Origin of the sequence: Sanguibacter sp. A247, assembly GCF_052324925.1 — a bacterium.
Lineage (GTDB): Bacteria > Actinomycetota > Actinomycetes > Actinomycetales > Cellulomonadaceae > Flavimobilis.
On sequence record NZ_JBQPRE010000001.1, the window covers coordinates 78,907 to 97,052 of the forward strand.

An 18,146-nucleotide genomic window follows, 5' to 3' on the forward strand; every position below is an offset into this window, starting at 1 on the left:
CGCGCGGCCGCCAGCCTTCCGCGCCGCACGACGAAGACCGACATGGTCCGCGCCCACCTCGAGACCCTCCTCACCGAGGCCGAGCCGCACACCCGGCTGCCCACCGAGCGTGACCTCGCCGCAGAGCTCGACGTCTCCCGGCCCACCGTCCGACAGGCGCTCGCGCACCTCGAGGTCGACGGCCTCGTCTACCGCGTCCAGGGCGCCGGCACGTTCGTCGCCGACCCCCGCATCACGAAGTCGATCGAGCTGACGTCGTTCTCGGAAGACATGCGGTCACGCGGCCTCGTCCCCGGCTCCCGCATGATCGTCGGGCAGACGCTCGACGCGGGTCCCCGCGTCGGCCCCGCACTCGGCATCTCCCCCGCCTCCGACGTCATCCACCTCGAGCGCGTCCGCACGGCCGACGGCTCCCCCGTCTGCCACGAGGACGTCTGGCTGCCCGGTTGGTTGGGCGCCGAGCTCGTCGAGGAGGTCATGGGCGCCTCGCTCTACGAGGCGCTCCTGCGCCGCGGCGTCAGCGTCGTTCGCGCCGAGCAGACGATCGCCGCAACCGTGCTCGACCCGCGCACCGCCGAGCTGCTCGACGCCCCGCCGCACTCCGCCGCGCTCCACGTCACGCGGACGTCGTACGACGTGCGCGGACGCGCCGTCGAGCACGCCGTGACGACCTACCGCGGCGACCGCTACGACTACAGCCTCACCATCCACCGCACCCCCCGTCAGGAGACTCAACGATGAGCCCCCGCCCGTCGATCGTCCTCGTCCCCCTCGACGAGCGCCCCGTCAACACCGGGCTCGTCGCCGACGTCGCCTCGGTCGCCGGCCACCGGCTCGAGCTCCCACCCGCGGGCGCACGCGCCTCCTACCGCGAGGCCGCCAACACGGACATGCTCGCGGCCTGGCTCCGCGTGCGCGCGGCCGACCCCGACGTGGGTGCGATCGTCGTCTCGATCGACATGCTCGTCCACGGCGGCCTCATCCCCGCCCGCACCACGCACGAGGACACCGCAACGGTCCTGCGACGTCTCGACGTGCTGCGCGACATCAAGCGCGAGCGCCCCGACCTGCCGATCCTCGCGGTCACGCTCGTCACGCGCGCCTCGGACCACGACTCCGCGATCGAGGAGCCCGACTACTGGGCGACGTACGGCCGCCGGATGCACGCGCTCGGCCGCGAGTCCCACCAGGCGTGGGAGGCAGGTGAGCAGGCGCCCACCGCTGACGTGCCGGCCGACGTCCGCCGCGACTTCGCGCGTCGCCGCCTGCGCAACCACATCGTCAACCTCTCGGCGATCGACCTGCGCGCCGACAACGTCCTGCACCACCTCGTCGTCACGGCTGACGACACCGCGCGCTTCTCGGCCGGGTCGGTCGAGCAGGCGTGGCTCGCCTACTGGGGCGTGCTCGACCCCGCGATGAACGTGCCGATCTACCCGGGCGCCGACGAGACGGGCGCGGTCCTCGTGGCCCGCGCGATCACGCTGCTCGCGGGCGTCACGCCGCGCGTCCGGCACGTGACCGCCGACCCGGACGGCATGGAGCGCATCCCGCCGTACGAGAACGCGCCCCTCGCGACGTCGGTCCCGCGTCAGATCGCGGCGGCGGGCGGGCTCGTCGTCGACGAGGACCCCGAGCTCGTCCTCGTCGTCCACACCTCAGACCCTGCGCGCGGCGACCAGGGCGGGCCGCACCGGGCCGCCGACGATCCCGCCGCCGCGGCGGCGCCCGTTGCGCTCGTCAGCGAGCACGTCGCGTCGGGCGTCATGGTGGCGGTCGCCGACCTCCGGTACGCGAACGGCTCGGACCCGACGCTCGTCGAGGGGCTGCGCGCGGCGGGGCTGCTCGACGAGATCGTCGCGTACGGCGGGTGGAATACCGCGGGCAACGCCCTCGGCTCGACGGTCGCGCTCGGCATCGCGGCCGTCGTTGCCGACCGCACGGGCCTGCCCGCGCGCGAGCTTGCGCGCCCGGCGCGCGTGCGACGGCTGCTCGACGACCACGCCTACCAGTCGATCGTGCGCAAGCGCGCGTGGGAGGCCGTGTTCCACGCGGACTACACGCCGCTCCCCGACGCCGAGGTTCCGGACGCCGAGGCATGGGTCACCACGCAGCTTCGGCGCGAGCATGAGAACATTTTCCCAGGTGATGCGCTTCACCTCGACAGGGTTTCTCTCCCCTGGAAACGCGCATTCGAAGTCGACATCATGTTCACTGGGGAGACCCGCTAGAACTTCGGTCGTGGCCGAACGGATCCTGGACAGGTACACGTCCGGTCACGACCGATGACCCGTGGTTCGCCGCGGGTGTGCAGGCCGGTCGGGAACGACGCCGTGGAGGGCGTCCCCGGCCGGCCTGTGCGCGTCAGAAGTAGCAGGCGACGGGCCCGTGGGGCCCCGCGACGACACTCACGGGCGTATCGAAGATCCGCGAGAGCACGTCGTCGCGCATGATCTCGTCGGGGCTGCCCTGCTCGATGACGAGACCGTCCTTCATGGCGACGACGTGGTCGGCGTAGCGGGCTGCGAAGTTCACGTCGTGCAGGACGACGACGACGGTGCGCCCGAGCGTGTCTGCTGCGCGGCGCAGGTGCTGCATCATGGCGACCGCGTGGCGCATGTCGAGGTTGTTGAGCGGCTCGTCGAGCAGCACGTACGGCGTGTCCTGCGCGAGAACCATCGCGACGTACGCGCGCTGGCGCTGACCGCCCGAGAGCTCGTCGAGGTGCCGACCCTCGAGGTCGCTCAGACCGAGGAAGTCGATCGCCTCGCTCACGTGCCGCTCGTCGTCGGCCGTGAGCCGACCCTTGGAGTGCGGGAAGCGTCCGAGCCCGACGAGCTGGCGCACCGTGAGCCGCGTGACGAAGTGGTTCTCCTGGCGCAGGACCGAGACGATGCGCGCGAGCTCCTTCGACGGGGTGCGCGTGATGTCGTGGCCCCCGATCGTCACGGTGCCGGCATCGAGGCCGAGCAGGCGACCCACCATGGTGAGCAGGGTCGACTTGCCTGCGCCGTTGGGGCCGACGAGCGCGGTCACGCCGCATGCGGGCAGCGTGACGTCGAGAGGGCCGATGCAGACGTCGGTCGCGTAGTCCTTGCGGACGTTCTCGAGGGTGATCACAGACGGCCCTTTCGGAGCAGGACGGCGAGGAACACGGTGCCGCCGACGAGCTCGACGACGATCGACACCATGCCCTGCGCGTAGAAGACGTGCTTGAGCGTCACATAGGCGCCGCACAGCACGACGAAGGCGGTGAGGACGGCCAAGGGGAGAACGTGCCGGTGGCTGAACGTTCCCGCGATCTGGTACGCGATCGTGGCGGCGAGGAACCCGAGGAAGGTCATGGGTCCGACGAGGGCCGTCGAGACGGCGACGAGAACAGCCACGAGGGTGAGGGCGATGCGGGTCTCGCGGCGGTGTTCGACGCCGAGGCCCGTCGCGGCGGCCGAGCCGAGCGCGAGCACGTCGAGGCGCCGGGAGCGCAGCAGGATCGCGCCACCCGCGAGAGCCGCGAGCGGTACGACGACGGGCAGGTAGGAGGGGTCGGCGTTCGACACCGAACCGAACATGCGGGCGGTGAGGACGTCGAACTCCGACGGAGTCAACAGGCGCTGCATGAAGCTCGACACCGAGCGCAGGCCGGTTCCGAGCACGACACCGACGAGAAGCATGACGTGGAGATTCGCGAAGCGACCCGAGAGCAGCCACCCGAAGAGCGCGACGGCGAGTGCCACCATGACGCCGATCTGCATGAGGAGCTGCGGCACGCCGGTGAGCGCCGTGAGGCCGGCGACCCCGAGCACGTACACGCCCGCGGTCTGGACGGTCACGTAGAGCGCTTCGAAGCCGAGGATCGCGGGCGTGACGATCCGGTTGCCCGTGACGGTCTGGAACGCGACGGTCGCGAGCCCCTGGCAGAACGCGACGACGGCGATGACGGCGATGCTTGTGGCGCGCCGCTGGGCGACGAGCCAGTAGCCCGCGCTGCCGGGGCGTCCGGGGTTGTCGAGCAGCAGGTAGGCGGCGGTGAGGCCGAGAGCGACGACGACGAGCGCGAGGACGAGGATGGTGTAGCGGCGCGCCGCGCGCTTCGTCGCGAAGGGGCCGGAGCGTCGCGCGGGCGCGGGCGCGGGCGCGTTGGGCGCGGTCGGGTGGGGTACGTCGGGCGGCGCGACCGGTGGCGCGGCCGGCGGCGCGGCCGGCGGCGCGGCCGGGGCCGCGACGGACGTTTCTGAGCTGGTCGCAGCGGTGTCGACCGCGGCCGTGGTGAGGATGTCAGCCACGACGCCTCCCTCGGACGAGCATGGTGATGAACACGATGGATCCGACGACGCCGAGGACGAGCGACACCGGGACCTCGAACGGCGCGATGATGATGCGGCCGATGAGGTCGCAGGCGGCGACGAGCCCGATGCCGAGGACGACGACCCACGGCAGGTTGGAGCGCAGGTCGTCCCCGCGGCGCAGGGCGACGACGTTGGGGACGACGAGGCCGACGAACGGCAGGTTGCCGATGACGACGGCGACGACGCCGGTCGCGACGGCGACGAGGCCTGCGCCGAGCATGATGACGCGGTCGTGGTTGAGCCCGACGTTGGTCGCGACGTCACGGCCGAGTCCCGCGACGGTGAAGCGATCGGCCGCGACAACGATCGCGACAAGGACGAGCAAGACGATCCACAGCGGCTCGTACTGGCCGCGGAACACCGAGGTGAAGGACCCCGCGAACCACACGGAGACGTACTGCAGGGAGTCGGTCGCGAGCGCGATGTAGCTCGAGACTGCGCCGACGACGGCGCCGAGCATGATTCCGACGACGGGGACGACGAGCGAGCTCGACAGTGAGATGCGGCGCAGGACGAGGAAGAAGATCATCGTGCCGATGAACGAGGCGACGATCGCGACGCTCATGCGGGTCATGAGGTGGGCGGTCGGGGCGATGATCGTCACGGCGAGCAGGCCGAGGCCGGCCCATTCGGTGGTGCCGGTCGTCGTCGGTTCGACGAAGCGATTCTGCGTGAGCATCTGCATGACGAGGCCCGAGACGGCCATCGCCGCGCCCGCGAGGACGAGTGCGACGGTGCGCGGGACCCGGGTCACGGCGAACATCCAGGCGCCGTCCTCGGCTCCGAGGATGTCGTACTGGCCCGTGAACAGGGAGGCGACGAGCAGCGCGAGGACTCCGAGGATCGCCAGGAGGAGCCAGGGCGCGCGGCGACGCCGGCGCGCGCGTGGCGCGTCGGCGTCGTGCGTGCCCGCGGTGCGGGCGGTGGTGATGCTCATCGGTGCTCCGAGCGGTGCGCGGCGGTGGGTGCCGCGCACCTGGGTCTCAGGCTGCGGCCTCGAGGGCGTCGGCGAGGGTGTTGAGGAACTCGGTGTACGTCTGGATGCCCTCGTTCGTGTAGGTGTCGGTGGGCATGAAGACGAGCTGCTTCTTCGTGACGGCGGAGACCTTGGACAGCGGCTCAGCGCTTGCGAGGACGTTGGCTGCGGGCGTGTAGGCGGGGTCGTCGGCTGCGACGGCCGCGTCGCGGTCCATGACGAGGATCCAGTCGGGGTTGGAGTCGGCGATCGCCTCGACGGAGATGTCGTCACCCTGGTGGTCGTCGGACGCGCCCTCGATCGTCAGGGCCGGCGTGAGGCCGAGCAGGTCGAAGAGCGGGCCGAGCGTGCGGCCGACGCTCGGTGCGATGTAGCCGATCTCGCCGCCCGACGTGGTCACGGCCATGACCTTCTGCGACGGGTCGTAGGCGGCCTTGACGCGAGCGACCGCCGCGTCGAGGTCGGCGCCAAGCTTCGCGGCCTCGGTCTGCTTGCCGAAGACCTCGCCGAGGACCGTCGCCTGGCGCTTGAGCTCGGCGTCGAGGGGCTGGTCTTCGCGCGGGTCGAGGTTGATGATCGTCGCCTGGGGGGCGAGCTTCGCGATCGCGGCCTCGTGCTGTGTGAAGCGCTGGCCGTTGATGATGAGCTGCGGCTCGACGGCGACGAGGGCCTCGAGGTCGGGCTCGGCGTGGCTGCCGAGGTCGATGATGTCCTCGTTGGTCTTGTAGCCGATCGTCTTCGGCATGAGGGTGCGGGCCGCTGCGGTGAGCGTGACGTCCCACGCCTCGAGGGTCTCGAAGGTGCGGTTGTCGGTTGCGACGACCGAGGTGAGCGGAGCCGTGATCGACTTCGAGCCGGTGTTGTCCTCGACCGTGATGGTGGTGGACGCGCTTCCCGCGGCAGGTGCGGGGGCTGCGTCGCCATCGGCGGCGCAGGCCGTGAGGGCGAGCGCGGCGGCTGCGGCGAGTGCGACGAGCGCGGCGGGTCGAACACGGGTCATGGGTGGTCTCCAGGGTCGGTGCAGGGCTGGGTGCGTGCGCTGCGACGGGACCACCCTCTCAGGTTAGCCTCACCTCACCGCAATTACGTGATGGAAGAGTAACCAAATTCACTTCAGGTCCGCTACTCGGATGACGCGATGTCACCAAACGAGATGCTCCGGGCTCGTCGATAGCGGATCCGCACGTCACACGCGTGCGGATCCGCTATCGGCGGCGGACGGGGCGTACGGTCAGGGACACCCGTGTCAAAGGAGATCACCGTGTCCGCACCCGTCCGTCTCGCGATCGTCGGCTCCGGCTGGCGTGCGGAGTTCTTCGCTCGCCTCGCCCGGGCGCTGCCCGAGCAGTTCGAGCTCGTCGGTGTGACGAGCGGCCGGCCCGAGAGCACGGCGCGCGCCGCCGAGGCGTGGGGCACGCGACCGTACGCGAGCGTCGGCGAGCTGCTTCACGGCGCGACTCCGCAGGTGACGGTCATCTCGACACCCTGGCCGGTCACACCTGTCGCGACCGCAGAGGTCGCTCGCGCCGGAGGGGTCGTCCTCGCGGAGACGCCACCCGCGCCCGACCTTGCGGGTCTTCACGCCCTGTGGGCCGAGGTCGGGTCGACGGGTCGCGTCCATGTCGCTGAGCAGTACCTCGCGCTGCCCATGCACGCGGCCCGGCTTGCGGTGGTCGAGCGGGGGCTCGTGGGCGAGCCGCAGTCCGTCCACGTGTCGTCGACGCACGGCTACCACGCTGTGTCGATGATCCGGGGTCTGCTCGGCGCGGCGGACGACCACGGTCCAGTGACTGTGCGCGCCCACCGGTTTGCAGGGCAGATCGTCCAGCCGCTCTCGCGTGACGGCTGGACCGACGACCCTGCCACGCACGAGGCGGGCACGGTCCTCGCGACCCTCGACCTCGACGGGCGGCACGGTCTCTACGACTTCACGGACAACCAGTGGCACAACCAGCTGCGCTCGCGCCGGATCCTCGTGCGCGGCACCCACGGGGAGATCTCGAACGACGAGGTGCTGCGCCTCGCGGGCCCGCGCCAGGTGACGACGACGACGCTGCGCCGCCGTCAGCTCGGCTACGACCTTGACCTTGACGGGTTCGACACGGACCACGTCTCTCTCGGTGGCGAGGTGCTGTGGAGCAACCCCTTCGTCGGCAAGCGGTGGATGGACGAGGAGATCGCGATCGCGACGCTCATGCTCGGCGCTGCTGATCTCGCTCGCGACGAGGGGCCGGGCCCGTACCCGCTCGCGCGGGCGTGCCACGATCACGCCGTGTCGCTCGCGATCGACGAGTCGGTCGCGTCGGGCCTCCCTGTGACCGTCGACCGCCAGCCCTGGTCGTGACCGCCGACGCTCAGCCTTGGCGCGCGACCATCTCTGGGACCCACAGCGGCACGTAGGGGCTCACGCAGCCACGGGGCGTCGGGTAGTCCTTGAGGACCTCGAGCCGCTCACCGATCGCGAGCACCCGCTCGCGGAGCGCCGGGTGGTGAATGCCGATCGTGCCGAGGCACCAGTTCATGGCCCACTGGAGGCGCTCGGGGGCGTCCTTCATGCGGACGCTGATCTCGTCGAGCAGCCCCGGCAGGTCGAGCCCGTCGGCGGCCTTGGGCACGCGATCGCTCGTGAGCGCCCAGCCGGCCGACTCCACCCACGGGTCGGCGGCGGCCTTCCAGCGCAGGCGCAGCGCCTCGACGTGCGGAGACTTCTTGACGACGTACCCGACGAGCCAGTCCTGCTGCTTGGGCGTGCGGGCCTCGCGGAGCATCTCGTCGAGATCGTCGACGGTGAGGTCCTTGGGAGACAGGACGAGCAGCGCGAGCAGCCGGGCGTCGCCGTCACCCGTCATCCACAGCTCGCGTGCGAGCGCCGTCTGACGTGTGCCGACGCGCTTGGCGAGCGCTCGCAACGTGGTGAGGTTGACCGTGTGATCGTCGCCGTGTCGCGCGTTGACCGCTTGCACCTTGGGGTCGCCAATCGCAGCGAGCTCCGCAAGGACCTCGTCGCGCGTCATCGTCTCAGCCATGGGGGACCTCCGTCGTTCTCAGGTCTTCGCAGCGTACGACGAGGCTCTGACAACCCGCCGCCCCTCGCTCGTCACATTGACGAACCGCCGGGCGACTGGTCCATGCATGTGGACGACGCACCCGGTGCGACCGGACCCCACACGGTCGACGGCGCGTCGGCGTCGGTGCCGACTCGCTTCAGGCAAGGCCAGGAAGGCCCGCGACTCCTCACACCCCGTCAGACGGGGCTTCCTCCGGCTCGGCGTCGTCGTGCTTGCGTGCGGGACGACCGACGACGGGCGGGCCCCACTCGGACACGAGCCCGTCAACGATCTCCAGGCGTGCGAGCACCTCGGAGGAGATGGCCTCGGCGTCGGACCTGCGGTTGAGCACGCGTCCGGCGGCGAGCCCGACGAGGAAGGCCGTGAGCGGTGCGCCGGGACGCACGGCGTTGTGCGCGACGTCCCGCACCATGTCGAGGATCGGTCCCGTGACGCGGTCAAGCACCTCCTGCTCGATGTCGAGGGCTGGCCCGGCCTGCTCGAGCCAACGATCAAGATCGCTCATATCGTCCTCCACGCGTTGTCTGGACGGTCCGCACGTCCTATCCCCTCAGTCTTCCACCTTGTCGACGCGCCCGTCGGCGAGGGTCACGATCTGTGTGCCGAGCGCTGCGGCCTCGGCGGCGTCGTGCGTGACGAGGACGACGGGCGTCCCGGCCGCGGCGACCCCGCGCACGACGTCGTGCAGGAGCGGCCGCGAGGCTGCGTCGAGCGCAGCGAAGGGTTCGTCGAGCAGCAGCATCCGCGGCTGCACGACGAGGGCGCGCGCGAGCGCGACGCGCTGCGACTGCCCGCCGGAGAGCCGGTCGGCACGCTCGTGCGCGTGGTCGATCAGCCCGACGCGACCGAGGGCCTCTGCCGCGAGGCCGCGCGCGTCGCGGGCGCGCATGCGGCGCGCGCGGAGCCCGAAGGCGACGTTCTCGAGCGCGGAGAGGTGGTCGAAGAGCACGTGGGTCTGTGGCACGAGGCCGAGGTGACGCGCGGCTGCGGGGACGTGGGTGCGTGCGGCGACGTCGTCGAGCACTGTGCCGCCGAGCGTGACGTGCCCGCCCACAAGCGGGACGAGTCCCGCGAGCGCCCACAGGAGCGTCGACTTGCCCGAGCCGTTCGGCCCGACGACGCAGACCACCTCCCCCGGCCCGGCCTCGAGCATCACGTCGAGCTGCAGGCGGCCACGCTGCGCGACGACGTGCGCGCGGAGACCGTCGGGCACCGTCGCCCCGGCACCGCCGACCTGGACCACACGAGCGTCGCTCATCGCGTCCCCACCATGTCGACGCCACGCGTCGCAAGCCCCGCCAGGCCGCCGAGCCACCGCGAACGCAACGCGACGAGCACGACGAGCGACACCGCGACGAGCACGAGGGACAGCGCCACGGCCGTCGTCCGGTCACTCTCGAGCGCGAGGTAGATCGCGACGGGCATGGTCCGTGTGACGCCAGGAAAGTTGCCCGCAAACGTGATGGTGGCACCGAACTCGCCGAGAGCCCGCGCGAAGGCCAGGACCGCGCCCGCAACGATCCCGGGGGCGACGACGGGCAGCGTCACGCGACGGAAGACGTACCACCGCGACCCACCGAGCGTCGCCGCGACCTGCGCGAGGCGCCCGTCGACGGCCCGCAACGACGCGTCGACGGAGATGACGAGGAAGGGCAGCGCGACGAAGGTCTGCGCCAGGACGACGGCGGCCGTCGTGAACGGCAGCTGCACGCCCCACCACGCGTCGAGCGTCGACCCGAGCAGCCCGCGCCGCCCCAGCAGCGCGAGGAGCGCCACGCCACCGACGACGGGTGGCAGCACCATCGGCATCGTGACGAGCGCGCGCACCAGCCCGGGCAGCGGCAGCGCGTCGTGCGCGAGCAGCCATGCGAGCGGGACCCCCAGCACGACGCACAGCGCGGCGGAGACCCCGGCGGTCCGCAGGCTCAGACCGAGCGCCTCGAGCGCGGGCCCGTCGGTGAGCACGCGTGTCATCTCGTCCCAGGGTGCCGACGCGACGAGCGCGACGAACGGGGCGACGAGGAGCACGAGCGCGAGCACGCCCGGGATCGCGAGCGCGAGCGGCGCCCGGGTGCGGTGCCTGGACGGGTGGTCGCTCACGGGAGGAGGAACCCGGCGTCCGCGAGCGCGGCGGATCCGCGGTCGGAGGTGAGGAGCGCACGGAAGGCAGCGGCGGCTGCCGGGTTGGGGGCCTCCGCGGCGGTCGCGACGAGGTAGTCGTTGACGACATCCGCCGCCTCGGGGATGACGACCGTCGCGACGTCGGAGCCTGCGTCCTTGGCGTCGGTCGTGTAGACGAGGGCGGCGTCGACCTCGCCCGTGCGGGCGAGGGTGAGCGCGGCGGTGGCGTTCGGGGCGTACGTGTCGGGGGTGAGGGTGAGCCCGGCGTCTGCGACGACGCGTGCGGCGGCCGCGCCGCACGGGACCTCGACGGCGCACAGCGCGAGGCGCAGGTCGCGGTTCTCGAGGTCGGCGAGGGTGGTGATGCGGCCCGGGTTGTCCGGCGGTGTGACGATGACGAGCGTGTTGCCGGCGAGGACGGCAGGATCCGTCACGTCGGGCCCCGCCTTCGCCATGGTCGCGGACGACGCGGTGAGGAGGAGGTCGGCGGGTGCCCCGGCGGCGATCTGCTCGGCGAGTGCCGAGCTCGCGGCGAACGAGAGGTCGACCTTGAGGTCTGGGTGCGCGGCCTCGAGCTCAGCGCTGAGCGGTGCGAGGACGGGCTCGAGGGACGAGGCCGCGAGGACGACGAGGTGCCCGGTGAGGTGGGCGGGCGTCGGCCCTGGGGCGGCGGGGCTCGGGGCGGCGGCGTCAACGGCTGGCGGTGTCGCGCTCGGCGCTGCGGGGCCCCCCGTCGGCGCGGCGGCGTCCGCGCATGCCGAGGCGCCCGCGGCGAGGATCGTCGCGCCCGCGACGAACGCGAGCGTGCGCCGGACGGCGGAGCGCGGCGTGCGGCTCACCGGCCGGGCTCGAGGCTGTCGATCATGACGGACGTCGCCTTGACGCGTGCGGAGACGAGGGAGCCGGGTGCGAGCGCGAGCTCGTCGGCTGCTTCGCGGCTCACGAGCGAGACGATGCGGAAGGGGCCGGCCTGGACCTCGACCTGCGCCATGACGGTGTCGCGGACGACTCGGGTGACGATGCCGTCGAGGCGGTTGCGGGCTGAGACGGTTCCGTCGCCGCCGTCAGGGGCGTCGGCGAGGTCGCGGGCGAAGGTCGCGAGGTCGGCGCCGTCGACCGTCCACCGGCCGGTCTCGGAGCGCTGGGCGGGGAGGCGGCCTGCGTCGATCCAGCGGCGGACGGTGTCGTCGCTCACGCCGAGCAGACGCGCGGCTTCGCTCGTTCTCAGGACGCTCATGCGGCAACTCTAGCGGTGGCCCGCCGCAGGTGCGGCGTGAGGCCGCGTCGGGTGAGCGGATCGCTCACCCGCGTCCACGGCGGCGCCCTCGCTCGCCCTCGATCGCGCGCGCCGCCGCGAGATCGTCGGGCGTATCGACGTCGAACACCTCCAGGTCCGTCACCGGAACCTCGACCACCGCGAGCCCTTCGGCGAGCGCACGCGCGGGCAGCCCGTGGGCGCCACCCGCCAGCACGGCCGTCACCGCAGCGATCCGGTAGGCGGCGAGCAGCGGCTGCCTGCGCCCCGACCCTCCGACCGCGAGCGCAGCCTCGGCCTCGGGAGCGGCGTGGAGCGCCGCGAGCAGCCGCGGCACGACGTCCCCGGCCCACGGCTGGTCCCCCGCGAGCGCGACGAGCACGCGGGCGTCGGGCGCCGCGGCGACGCCGGCCGCGAGCGCTGCCGCGGGTCCGCCGCCGGGCGGGTCCTCCCGCACCCAGCGCACACCCGGATGCCGCGCGTGCACGGCAGGTCCGGGGTCGTCGGCGACGACGACGCACGGCCATGCGGTGGTCGCGTCGAGCACGCGTTCAAGGATCGAGCGTCCGCCCACGTCGAGCGCGGTCTTGTCGCCGCCACCCAGGCGCCGCGCGGTTCCGCCCGCGGGCACGACGATGACGACGTCCTGCCTGCGCACCCCGCTCATGCCGGGTCCCCGCTCCCACGCACGTACGCTGAAGGCGTGACCCACCCCGCAACCTCCGCCCCGCGCGACAGCTCGCGGCTCGTGCCCCCACGCCGCGCCGTCGTGCGCGTCGCTGTGACGACCGACCCGCTCGACGTCGACGAGCACGCGCGGCTGGTCGACGACGCGGCCGCGGGTGCGGTCGTGACGTTCGCGGGTGTCGTGCGTGACCACGACGGCGGGCGCGGGGTGACGGGCATCGAGTACGTGGGCCACCCCGACGCGGCTGCGGTGCTCGAGCGCGTCATCACGGAGGCGGTCGCGACGCTCGACGTCGACGCGGTCGCGGTGACGCACAGGCTCGGCCCGCTTGCGGTCGGCGAGTGCGCGCTCGCTCTCGCGGTGAGCTCGGCGCACCGTCGCGAGGCCTTCGAGGCTGCGGCGCTGCTCGTCGACGTGGTCAAGGAGCATCTGCCCGTGTGGAAGCGGCAGGACCTGGCGGCCGGCGGCGAGGAGTGGGTCGGCTCGGCCTGAGCCGCGCTCACGGTCAGCCCCCGGCGAAGGGCGGCAGGACGTCGACCGTCGCGGCGCCGCCGAGCGTCGCCTCAGGGTCGCGCAGCAGGCGTCCGTCGGCGAGCACGCTGCAGAGCGCGAGCAGGGCGTCGATGCCCGGGTGCGCGCGCAGGACCGCTGAGGTCACGTGCCCGACGGTCACGTCCGTGCCCTCGGGGACGTCCAGCGCGAGGATCTCCTCCTCGCAGCCCGCGGCGGCCGCGGCCGCCGCGAAGTACCGCACGGTCACCGTCGTGGTGAGGTCGGTCGTCGTCATGCTCATCCCCCGATCGCGCTCATGAGCCGTTGCGGCTGCAGGAAGTTCTCGTCGTCGATGCCGTGGCCGGCCTTCTTGCCCCACATGGCGGTGCGCCACGCCTGCGCGAGCTCGTCGTCGGACGCGCCGCCGCGCAGGAGCCCACGCAGGTCGGTCTCCTCGCGGGCGAAGAGGCACGTGCGGATGTTGCCGTCCGACGTGAGGCGCGTGCGGTCGCACGCACCGCAGAAGGGTCGCGTCACGGTTCCGATGACGCCCACGCGCCCGACGACCTCGCCGCCACGCAGCACGCGCCACGTCTCGGCGGGTGCGCCCCCGCGCACGTCGGCCCCCTCGGGCTCGAGCGTGTGCGCGGCCGTGAGCGACGCGAGGATCTCGTCGGCCGTCACCATGTCCTTGCGTACCCACGTGCCGTGCGGGCCGAGCGGCATCTGCTCGATGAACCGCAGCTCGAAGCCGCGGTCCAGCGCCCAGTCGAGCAGACGCGGGGCCTCGTCATCGTTGACGCCGCGGACGAGGACCGCGTTGACCTTGATCGGGGCGAAGCCCACGGCCTCGGCCGCGTCGAGGCCCGCGAGGACGTCGTGGAGGCGGTCGCGGCGCGTGAGCTGTGCGAAGCGTGCGGGGTCGAGGGAGTCGACGGAGACGTTGACGCGGGTGAGGCCTGCGTCCGCGAGGCCGCGGGCGCGACGGTCGAGGCCGAGCCCGTTGGTCGTGAGGGACGTCGGAATGCGTGCGCCGTCGGGCGTGCGTAGCTCGGCGGTCGCCGCGACGATGCGTTCGAGGCCGCGCCGCAGGAGCGGCTCGCCTCCCGTGAACCGCACCTCGGTGACGCCCAGGTGGTCGACCGCGATGCGGACGAGGCGCGAGATCTCCTCGTCGTCGAGCATCTGCTCGGTGGGCGTCCAGTCGAGGCCCTCAGCCGGCATGCAGTACGTGCACCGCAGGTTGCAGCGGTCGGTGAGGGAGACGCGGAGGTCCTTCGCGCGGCGTCCGAAGCGGTCGATGAGACCCGGGTGGTCGGGGCGCGTGCCCTCGCTCGGGCTCACCCCGGTGCGCGTGCCGTGAGGCGCCTGCGCGGGGTGGTCGGGAGTTCGAGGGTCCGCCACGTCGCCAGTCTAGGAGGGGGTCCGGACTTCTGCCCTCGCCATCCCGTGGAAAAACCCGGCGGACCCGCGTCGCGACGCCCGCGGTGGCCGGTAGGTTGACGGCGTGACGACTTCTGAGGGAGCCTCCCGACCCGTCCGCCTCGACGCCCCGCGCCCGACGCGCACGGCCGCGGAGCACGCGGCTGCGGTGCTCGCACTGGGTGCGCCGCTCGCGTCTGAGAGCGTGCGCGCGGAGGTGACGGCGCTCGGGCGGGTCCTTGCCGCCGACGTCACCTCGCTCGTGGACCTGCCGCCGTGGGATAACTCGGCGATGGACGGGTACGCGCTGCGTCACGGCGACCTCGCGGGCGTTCCCGTGCCCGTCGTCGACGTCGTGGCGGCCGGCGATGCGCGTGCCCTCACGCTCGCGCCGGGCTCGGCCGTGCGCATCATGACGGGCGCGCCCGTGCCCGCCGGTGCGGACACCGTCGTTCAGGTCGAGCGCACGGACGCGGGCCAGGATGCGGTGAGGGTCCTCGAGCCCGTGCCCCAGGGAGCGAACATCCGGCGCCGTGGCGAGGATGTCGCGGCGGGCGCGGTCGTGCTGCGCGCGGGCGAGGTGCTGACGGCGGCGCGGCTGGGGCTTGCGTCCGCGACGGGGCACGCGACGCTGCGCGTCCACGTGCGCCCGCGGGTTCTCATCGTCTCGACCGGTTCGGAGCTGGTGGCACCGGGGTCGCTCGCACCCGGTGAGGCGCTCGCGCACGGCGCGATCTTCGAGTCGAACTCCGTCCAGCTCGCGGCGCTCGCGCAGGCCGCGGGCGCTCAGGTGCGGGTCCAGACGCTGCCCGACGACGTCGCCGCGCTGCGCGCACTGCTCACCGACCCGGATCTCGAGGCGGACGTCGTCGTGACGAGCGGTGGGGTGTCCGTCGGCGAGTTCGACGTCGTCCGCGACGCCCTCGCCGAGCACCTTGAGCTCGTCCACGCGCGCATGCAGCCCGGGCGGCCACAGGCCGTCGGGCGTCTGCCGAGTGGAGCGATCGTCGTCGGGCTGCCCGGCAACCCCGTGAGCTCGTACGTGTCGTTCGAGGTTTTCGTGCGGCCGCTGCTGCGGCGCCTCGCGGGCGCCGCCGTCGTCGGGCGCCGCCGCGTGCGGGCCCGCCTCACGTCGCCGCTGACGTCGCCGTCGGGCCGCGAGCAGTACGTGCGGGTCGCGCTCACGTGGCCCGGTGGTCTGCCCGAGGCGACCCCGGTCGGCGGACGCGGCTCGCACCTGCTCGGCGCGCTCGCCGGGTCCGACGGGCTCGCGGTCGTGCCTGCCGACGTGACAGACCTCGCGGTGGGGTCGATGGTCGACGTCCTCGACCTGCGGGAGGATGGAGCATGACCTCGACGCAGCCTGCCGCGACACCGCCCACCGACTCCCCGGCGCCGGTCGCGCCGGCCGCCCCGCGGGGCCTCACGCACGTCGATGCGAGCGGCGCCGCTCGCATGGTCGATGTCGCCGAGAAGCCCGTGACCGTGCGGACGGCGACGGCGACGGGGCGCGTGCTCGTCTCGGCGGAGGTCGTGCGCCTGCTGCGCGGCGAGGGCGTCCCCAAGGGTGATGCTCTCGCGGTCGCGCGGATCGCGGGCATCGCGGCGGCCAAGCGCACGCCGGACCTGGTGCCGCTGTGCCACCCCATCGCGATCCACGGCGTCAAGGTCGACCTCGTCGTCGAGGACGACGCCGTCGCGATCAGCGCAACGGTGCGGACCGCAGACCGGACGGGTGTCGAGATGGAGGCGCTCACGTGCGTGTCGGTCGCGGGGCTCGCCCTCGTCGACATGGTCAAGGCCGTCGACAAGCTCGCGACGATCACCGACGTGCGGGTCGAGGCGAAGAGCGGCGGCCGCTCGGGCGACTGGACGCGCTGAGATGCCGCACAGCGCGTCTGGCCACGACGTCGCGGCAGGCTCGACGCCGCCTGCCGGCGTCGACGAGCGTCACGGCGCTGCACGCGTCATCACGGTGAGCGACCGCGCGTCGGCAGGCATCTACGAGGACCGCTCCGGTCCCGTGCTCGTCGCGGGTCTGCGGGCGTTGGGTCTCGAGGTCCCGGACGCGACGGTCGTGCCCGACGGCGACGCGGTGCGTGACGCGCTGTTCGACGCGGTGGGGGCGGGTGTCGACGTCGTCCTTACGACGGGCGGCACGGGGCTGGGCCCGCGCGATCTCACGCCGGACGTCACGGCGAGCGTCGTCGAGCGGCCCGTGCCGGGCCTCGCTGAGCTGCTGCGCGCCGACGGCCTCGCGCGCGGCGTGCCCGCGGCGGTCCTGTCCCGGGGGATCGCGGGCGTGGCCGGGCGCACGCTCGTCGTCAACGTCGCGGGCTCACCGGGTGCGGCGCGCGACGCCGTGCGCGTGCTCTCGCCCGTCCTCCCCCACGCGCTCGACCAGCTCGCGGGCCGTACCCACTGAGGTCAGTCGCGGCGCGTCCTCCTCACCCGCGCCACGCTCATTGCGTGCCGACGACGTCGCGCCCCGTCGCGTGCCACGCGACGACGCCGCCCGCGACCGACCGCACGTCAGCCACGCCGGCCTCGCGCGCGAGCGCCGCGGCGTGCAGCGCACGCGCGTCGAGCTCGCACAGGACGACGAGCGGAGCCTGCACGGCCCCCGGTCCGACGAACGCCGTCCCGTCCTCGAACTTCTCCAGCGGCACAGACCGCACGCCGGCGATCCCGTACGCGGTGAACTCCTCGCGCGAACGCACGTCGACGACGTCGCACGTCCCGGCGGCCAGCACGTCCGCGAGCGCGTCGACGTCGATGACGCCAGTCCCAGCGGCGGCGGCACCGGGTGTGGCGCCGGCAGCGTCGGGCGCCACCCCACCCACCCCTTCGGGCTTGTGCACGACGGTCGCCCCGCCCGCGTCGGCCCCGTTCGCCGCACCCGACGGAACGCCGCACGCCTCCACAGCGGCGGCGAGATCCCGCCCGAGCGGTCGCCCGCCGGGCGTCCCGCGCACCGGCAGCTCGCGCCACGTCGCACCCCAGGCGTCGAGCACGAGCAGCCGTCCCAGAAGGGTGCGGGCCCCGCACACGAGCCGCACCACCTCGAGCGTGAGCATCGAGCCGACCGCTGCGCACACGGCGCCGAGCACGCCGGCCGTCGAGCAGCTTGCCACCGACCCGGGAGCGGGTGGCGTCGGGAAGACGTCGCGGTACTCGACGCCATCACCGCCGGGCGGCGCGGCCCAGAACGTCGAGACCTGCCCGTGCCCACCGAGCACGGCACCCCACACGCACGGCAGGCCGAGCTCGGCGCACGCGTCGCCCACGAGGTAGCGCGTGGCAAAGTTGTCGGCGCCGTCGACGACGAGGTCGTACCCCGACAGGATCGACAGCGCGTTCTCGGGTCCGAGTCGCACGTCGTGCGTGACGACGGTGACGTCGGGGTTGAGGGCGCGGACGGCGTCGGCGGCAGACTCGACCTTGCTCCGGCCGACGTCCGCGGTCGTGTGGATGACCTGCCGCTGGAGGTTCGACACGTCGACGACGTCGTCATCGACGATCCCGAGCGTGCCGACGCCCGCGGCCGCGAGGTAGAGGAGCACGGGCGAGCCGAGGCCGCCCGCGCCCACGACGAGCACGCGCGCGGCGAGAAGCCGCCGCTGTCCCTCTGCCCCGACCTCGGGCAGCGCGAGGTGCCGTGCGTACCGTGCGGCCTGGGCCCCGCTGAGCGCGGGGCCGGGCTCGACGAGCGGAGCGAACCGGCGCGGGCTCGCAGCCCGCGCCGGTTCGCTCACGTCGACGTCCGTCATGCCGCCCA

General features: G+C 73.2%; 21 protein-coding genes. 7 read left to right on the forward strand and 14 right to left on the reverse strand.

Annotated features, from left to right (window positions below; genetic code table 11):
* The first annotated feature begins 42 nt into the window (after positions 1-42).
* Both ACTVCO_RS00345 and ACTVCO_RS00350 read left to right on the forward strand, forming a co-directional pair.
* Positions 43-741, forward strand: coding sequence for a GntR family transcriptional regulator (locus ACTVCO_RS00345; protein WP_443726398.1), 699 nt, complete (start codon positions 43-45; stop codon positions 739-741).
* A complete protein-coding gene (locus ACTVCO_RS00350; RefSeq protein ID WP_443726399.1) occupies positions 738-2,231 on the forward strand; it encodes a DUF4127 family protein in 1,494 nt (497 codons plus the stop codon). The genes ACTVCO_RS00345 and ACTVCO_RS00350 overlap by 4 nt, the downstream gene beginning before the upstream one ends.
* Before the next feature lie 133 nt (positions 2,232-2,364).
* On the opposite strand, the gene ACTVCO_RS00355 is transcribed toward ACTVCO_RS00350, so the two are convergent.
* From ACTVCO_RS00355 to ACTVCO_RS00370, 4 genes are read right to left on the reverse strand one after another with little or no spacing between them, the layout of a single operon-like run.
* Complete coding sequence (locus ACTVCO_RS00355; RefSeq protein ID WP_443726400.1) at positions 2,365-3,120, reverse strand: iron ABC transporter ATP-binding protein; 756 nt, start codon at positions 3,118-3,120, stop codon at positions 2,365-2,367.
* Positions 3,117-4,283 carry an iron chelate uptake ABC transporter family permease subunit gene (locus tag ACTVCO_RS00360; RefSeq protein WP_443726401.1) on the reverse strand — a complete coding sequence of 389 codons (1,167 nt, stop codon included), beginning with the start codon at positions 4,281-4,283 and terminating at the stop codon, positions 3,117-3,119. Before ACTVCO_RS00360 ends, ACTVCO_RS00355 begins: the two co-directional genes overlap by 4 nt.
* Positions 4,276-5,283 (reverse strand): ABC transporter permease, encoded by a 1,008-nt coding sequence (locus tag ACTVCO_RS00365; protein WP_443726402.1) that lies wholly within the window; start codon positions 5,281-5,283, stop codon positions 4,276-4,278. The genes ACTVCO_RS00360 and ACTVCO_RS00365 overlap by 8 nt, the downstream gene beginning before the upstream one ends.
* A 46-nt stretch (positions 5,284-5,329) precedes the next feature.
* Entirely contained in the window at positions 5,330-6,322 is a 993-nt protein-coding gene (locus ACTVCO_RS00370) for a siderophore ABC transporter substrate-binding protein (protein WP_443726403.1), read from the reverse strand.
* A 261-nt stretch (positions 6,323-6,583) separates the two neighbouring features.
* Between ACTVCO_RS00370 and ACTVCO_RS00375 the strand changes: the two genes are divergently transcribed.
* Entirely contained in the window at positions 6,584-7,666 is a 1,083-nt protein-coding gene (locus tag ACTVCO_RS00375; RefSeq protein WP_443726404.1) for a Gfo/Idh/MocA family protein, read from the forward strand.
* Between the two features lie 10 nt (positions 7,667-7,676).
* Here the strand turns inward: ACTVCO_RS00375 and ACTVCO_RS00380 are convergent, their stop codons facing one another.
* The 7 genes from ACTVCO_RS00380 to mobA form a co-directional block, all read right to left on the reverse strand.
* Positions 7,677-8,348: a DNA alkylation repair protein gene (locus ACTVCO_RS00380; RefSeq protein ID WP_443726405.1), complete on the reverse strand. Its 672-nt coding sequence runs from the start codon at positions 8,346-8,348 to the stop codon at positions 7,677-7,679.
* Between the two features lie 208 nt (positions 8,349-8,556).
* A complete protein-coding gene (locus tag ACTVCO_RS00385) occupies positions 8,557-8,895 on the reverse strand; it encodes a DUF6457 domain-containing protein (protein WP_443726406.1) in 339 nt (112 codons plus the stop codon).
* 45 nt (positions 8,896-8,940) lie between these two features.
* The gene (locus ACTVCO_RS00390) at positions 8,941-9,648 is read right to left on the reverse strand and encodes an ABC transporter ATP-binding protein (RefSeq protein ID WP_443726407.1); all 708 of its coding nucleotides are present in this window, start codon (positions 9,646-9,648) and stop codon (positions 8,941-8,943) included.
* Positions 9,645-10,490: an ABC transporter permease gene (locus ACTVCO_RS00395; RefSeq protein WP_443726408.1), complete on the reverse strand. Its 846-nt coding sequence runs from the start codon at positions 10,488-10,490 to the stop codon at positions 9,645-9,647. Before ACTVCO_RS00395 ends, ACTVCO_RS00390 begins: the two co-directional genes overlap by 4 nt.
* Positions 10,487-11,350 (reverse strand): molybdate ABC transporter substrate-binding protein, encoded by an 864-nt coding sequence (gene modA, locus ACTVCO_RS00400; RefSeq protein WP_443726409.1) that lies wholly within the window; start codon positions 11,348-11,350, stop codon positions 10,487-10,489. Before modA ends, ACTVCO_RS00395 begins: the two co-directional genes overlap by 4 nt.
* Entirely contained in the window at positions 11,347-11,748 is a 402-nt protein-coding gene (locus ACTVCO_RS00405) for a TOBE domain-containing protein (protein WP_443726410.1), read from the reverse strand. Before ACTVCO_RS00405 ends, modA begins: the two co-directional genes overlap by 4 nt.
* A gap of 64 nt (positions 11,749-11,812) precedes the next feature.
* Positions 11,813-12,433, reverse strand: a complete 621-nt coding sequence (gene mobA / locus ACTVCO_RS00410) for a molybdenum cofactor guanylyltransferase (protein ID WP_443726411.1) — start codon at positions 12,431-12,433, stop codon at positions 11,813-11,815.
* 36 nt (positions 12,434-12,469) lie between these two features.
* Between mobA and ACTVCO_RS00415 the strand changes: the two genes are divergently transcribed.
* On the forward strand, positions 12,470-12,946 hold the full coding sequence (locus ACTVCO_RS00415; protein ID WP_443726413.1) for a molybdenum cofactor biosynthesis protein MoaE: 477 nt from the start codon (positions 12,470-12,472) through the stop codon (positions 12,944-12,946).
* A gap of 13 nt (positions 12,947-12,959) precedes the next feature.
* Here ACTVCO_RS00415 and ACTVCO_RS00420 read toward each other — a convergent pair whose 3' ends face one another.
* Both ACTVCO_RS00420 and moaA read right to left on the reverse strand, forming a co-directional pair.
* Complete coding sequence (locus ACTVCO_RS00420; protein ID WP_443726414.1) at positions 12,960-13,241, reverse strand: MoaD/ThiS family protein; 282 nt, start codon at positions 13,239-13,241, stop codon at positions 12,960-12,962.
* A 2-nt stretch (positions 13,242-13,243) separates the two neighbouring features.
* On the reverse strand, positions 13,244-14,350 hold the full coding sequence (moaA, locus tag ACTVCO_RS00425; RefSeq protein WP_443726415.1) for a GTP 3',8-cyclase MoaA: 1,107 nt from the start codon (positions 14,348-14,350) through the stop codon (positions 13,244-13,246).
* Between the two features lie 103 nt (positions 14,351-14,453).
* Between moaA and ACTVCO_RS00430 the strand changes: the two genes are divergently transcribed.
* The 3 genes from ACTVCO_RS00430 to ACTVCO_RS00440 all read left to right on the forward strand — a co-directional run bounded on the left by ACTVCO_RS00430 (position 14,454) and on the right by ACTVCO_RS00440 (position 16,793).
* Complete coding sequence (locus ACTVCO_RS00430) at positions 14,454-15,719, forward strand: molybdopterin molybdotransferase MoeA (protein WP_443726416.1); 1,266 nt, start codon at positions 14,454-14,456, stop codon at positions 15,717-15,719.
* Between the two features lie 104 nt (positions 15,720-15,823).
* Positions 15,824-16,249: a cyclic pyranopterin monophosphate synthase MoaC gene (gene moaC / locus ACTVCO_RS00435; RefSeq protein WP_443727126.1), complete on the forward strand. Its 426-nt coding sequence runs from the start codon at positions 15,824-15,826 to the stop codon at positions 16,247-16,249.
* Between the two features lies 1 nt (position 16,250).
* Positions 16,251-16,793, forward strand: coding sequence for a MogA/MoaB family molybdenum cofactor biosynthesis protein (locus ACTVCO_RS00440; RefSeq protein ID WP_443726417.1), 543 nt, complete (start codon positions 16,251-16,253; stop codon positions 16,791-16,793).
* 37 nt (positions 16,794-16,830) lie between these two features.
* On the opposite strand, the gene ACTVCO_RS00445 is transcribed toward ACTVCO_RS00440, so the two are convergent.
* Positions 16,831-18,138: a ThiF family adenylyltransferase gene (locus tag ACTVCO_RS00445; RefSeq protein ID WP_443726418.1), complete on the reverse strand. Its 1,308-nt coding sequence runs from the start codon at positions 18,136-18,138 to the stop codon at positions 16,831-16,833.
* Positions 18,139-18,146: the final 8 nt, after the last annotated feature.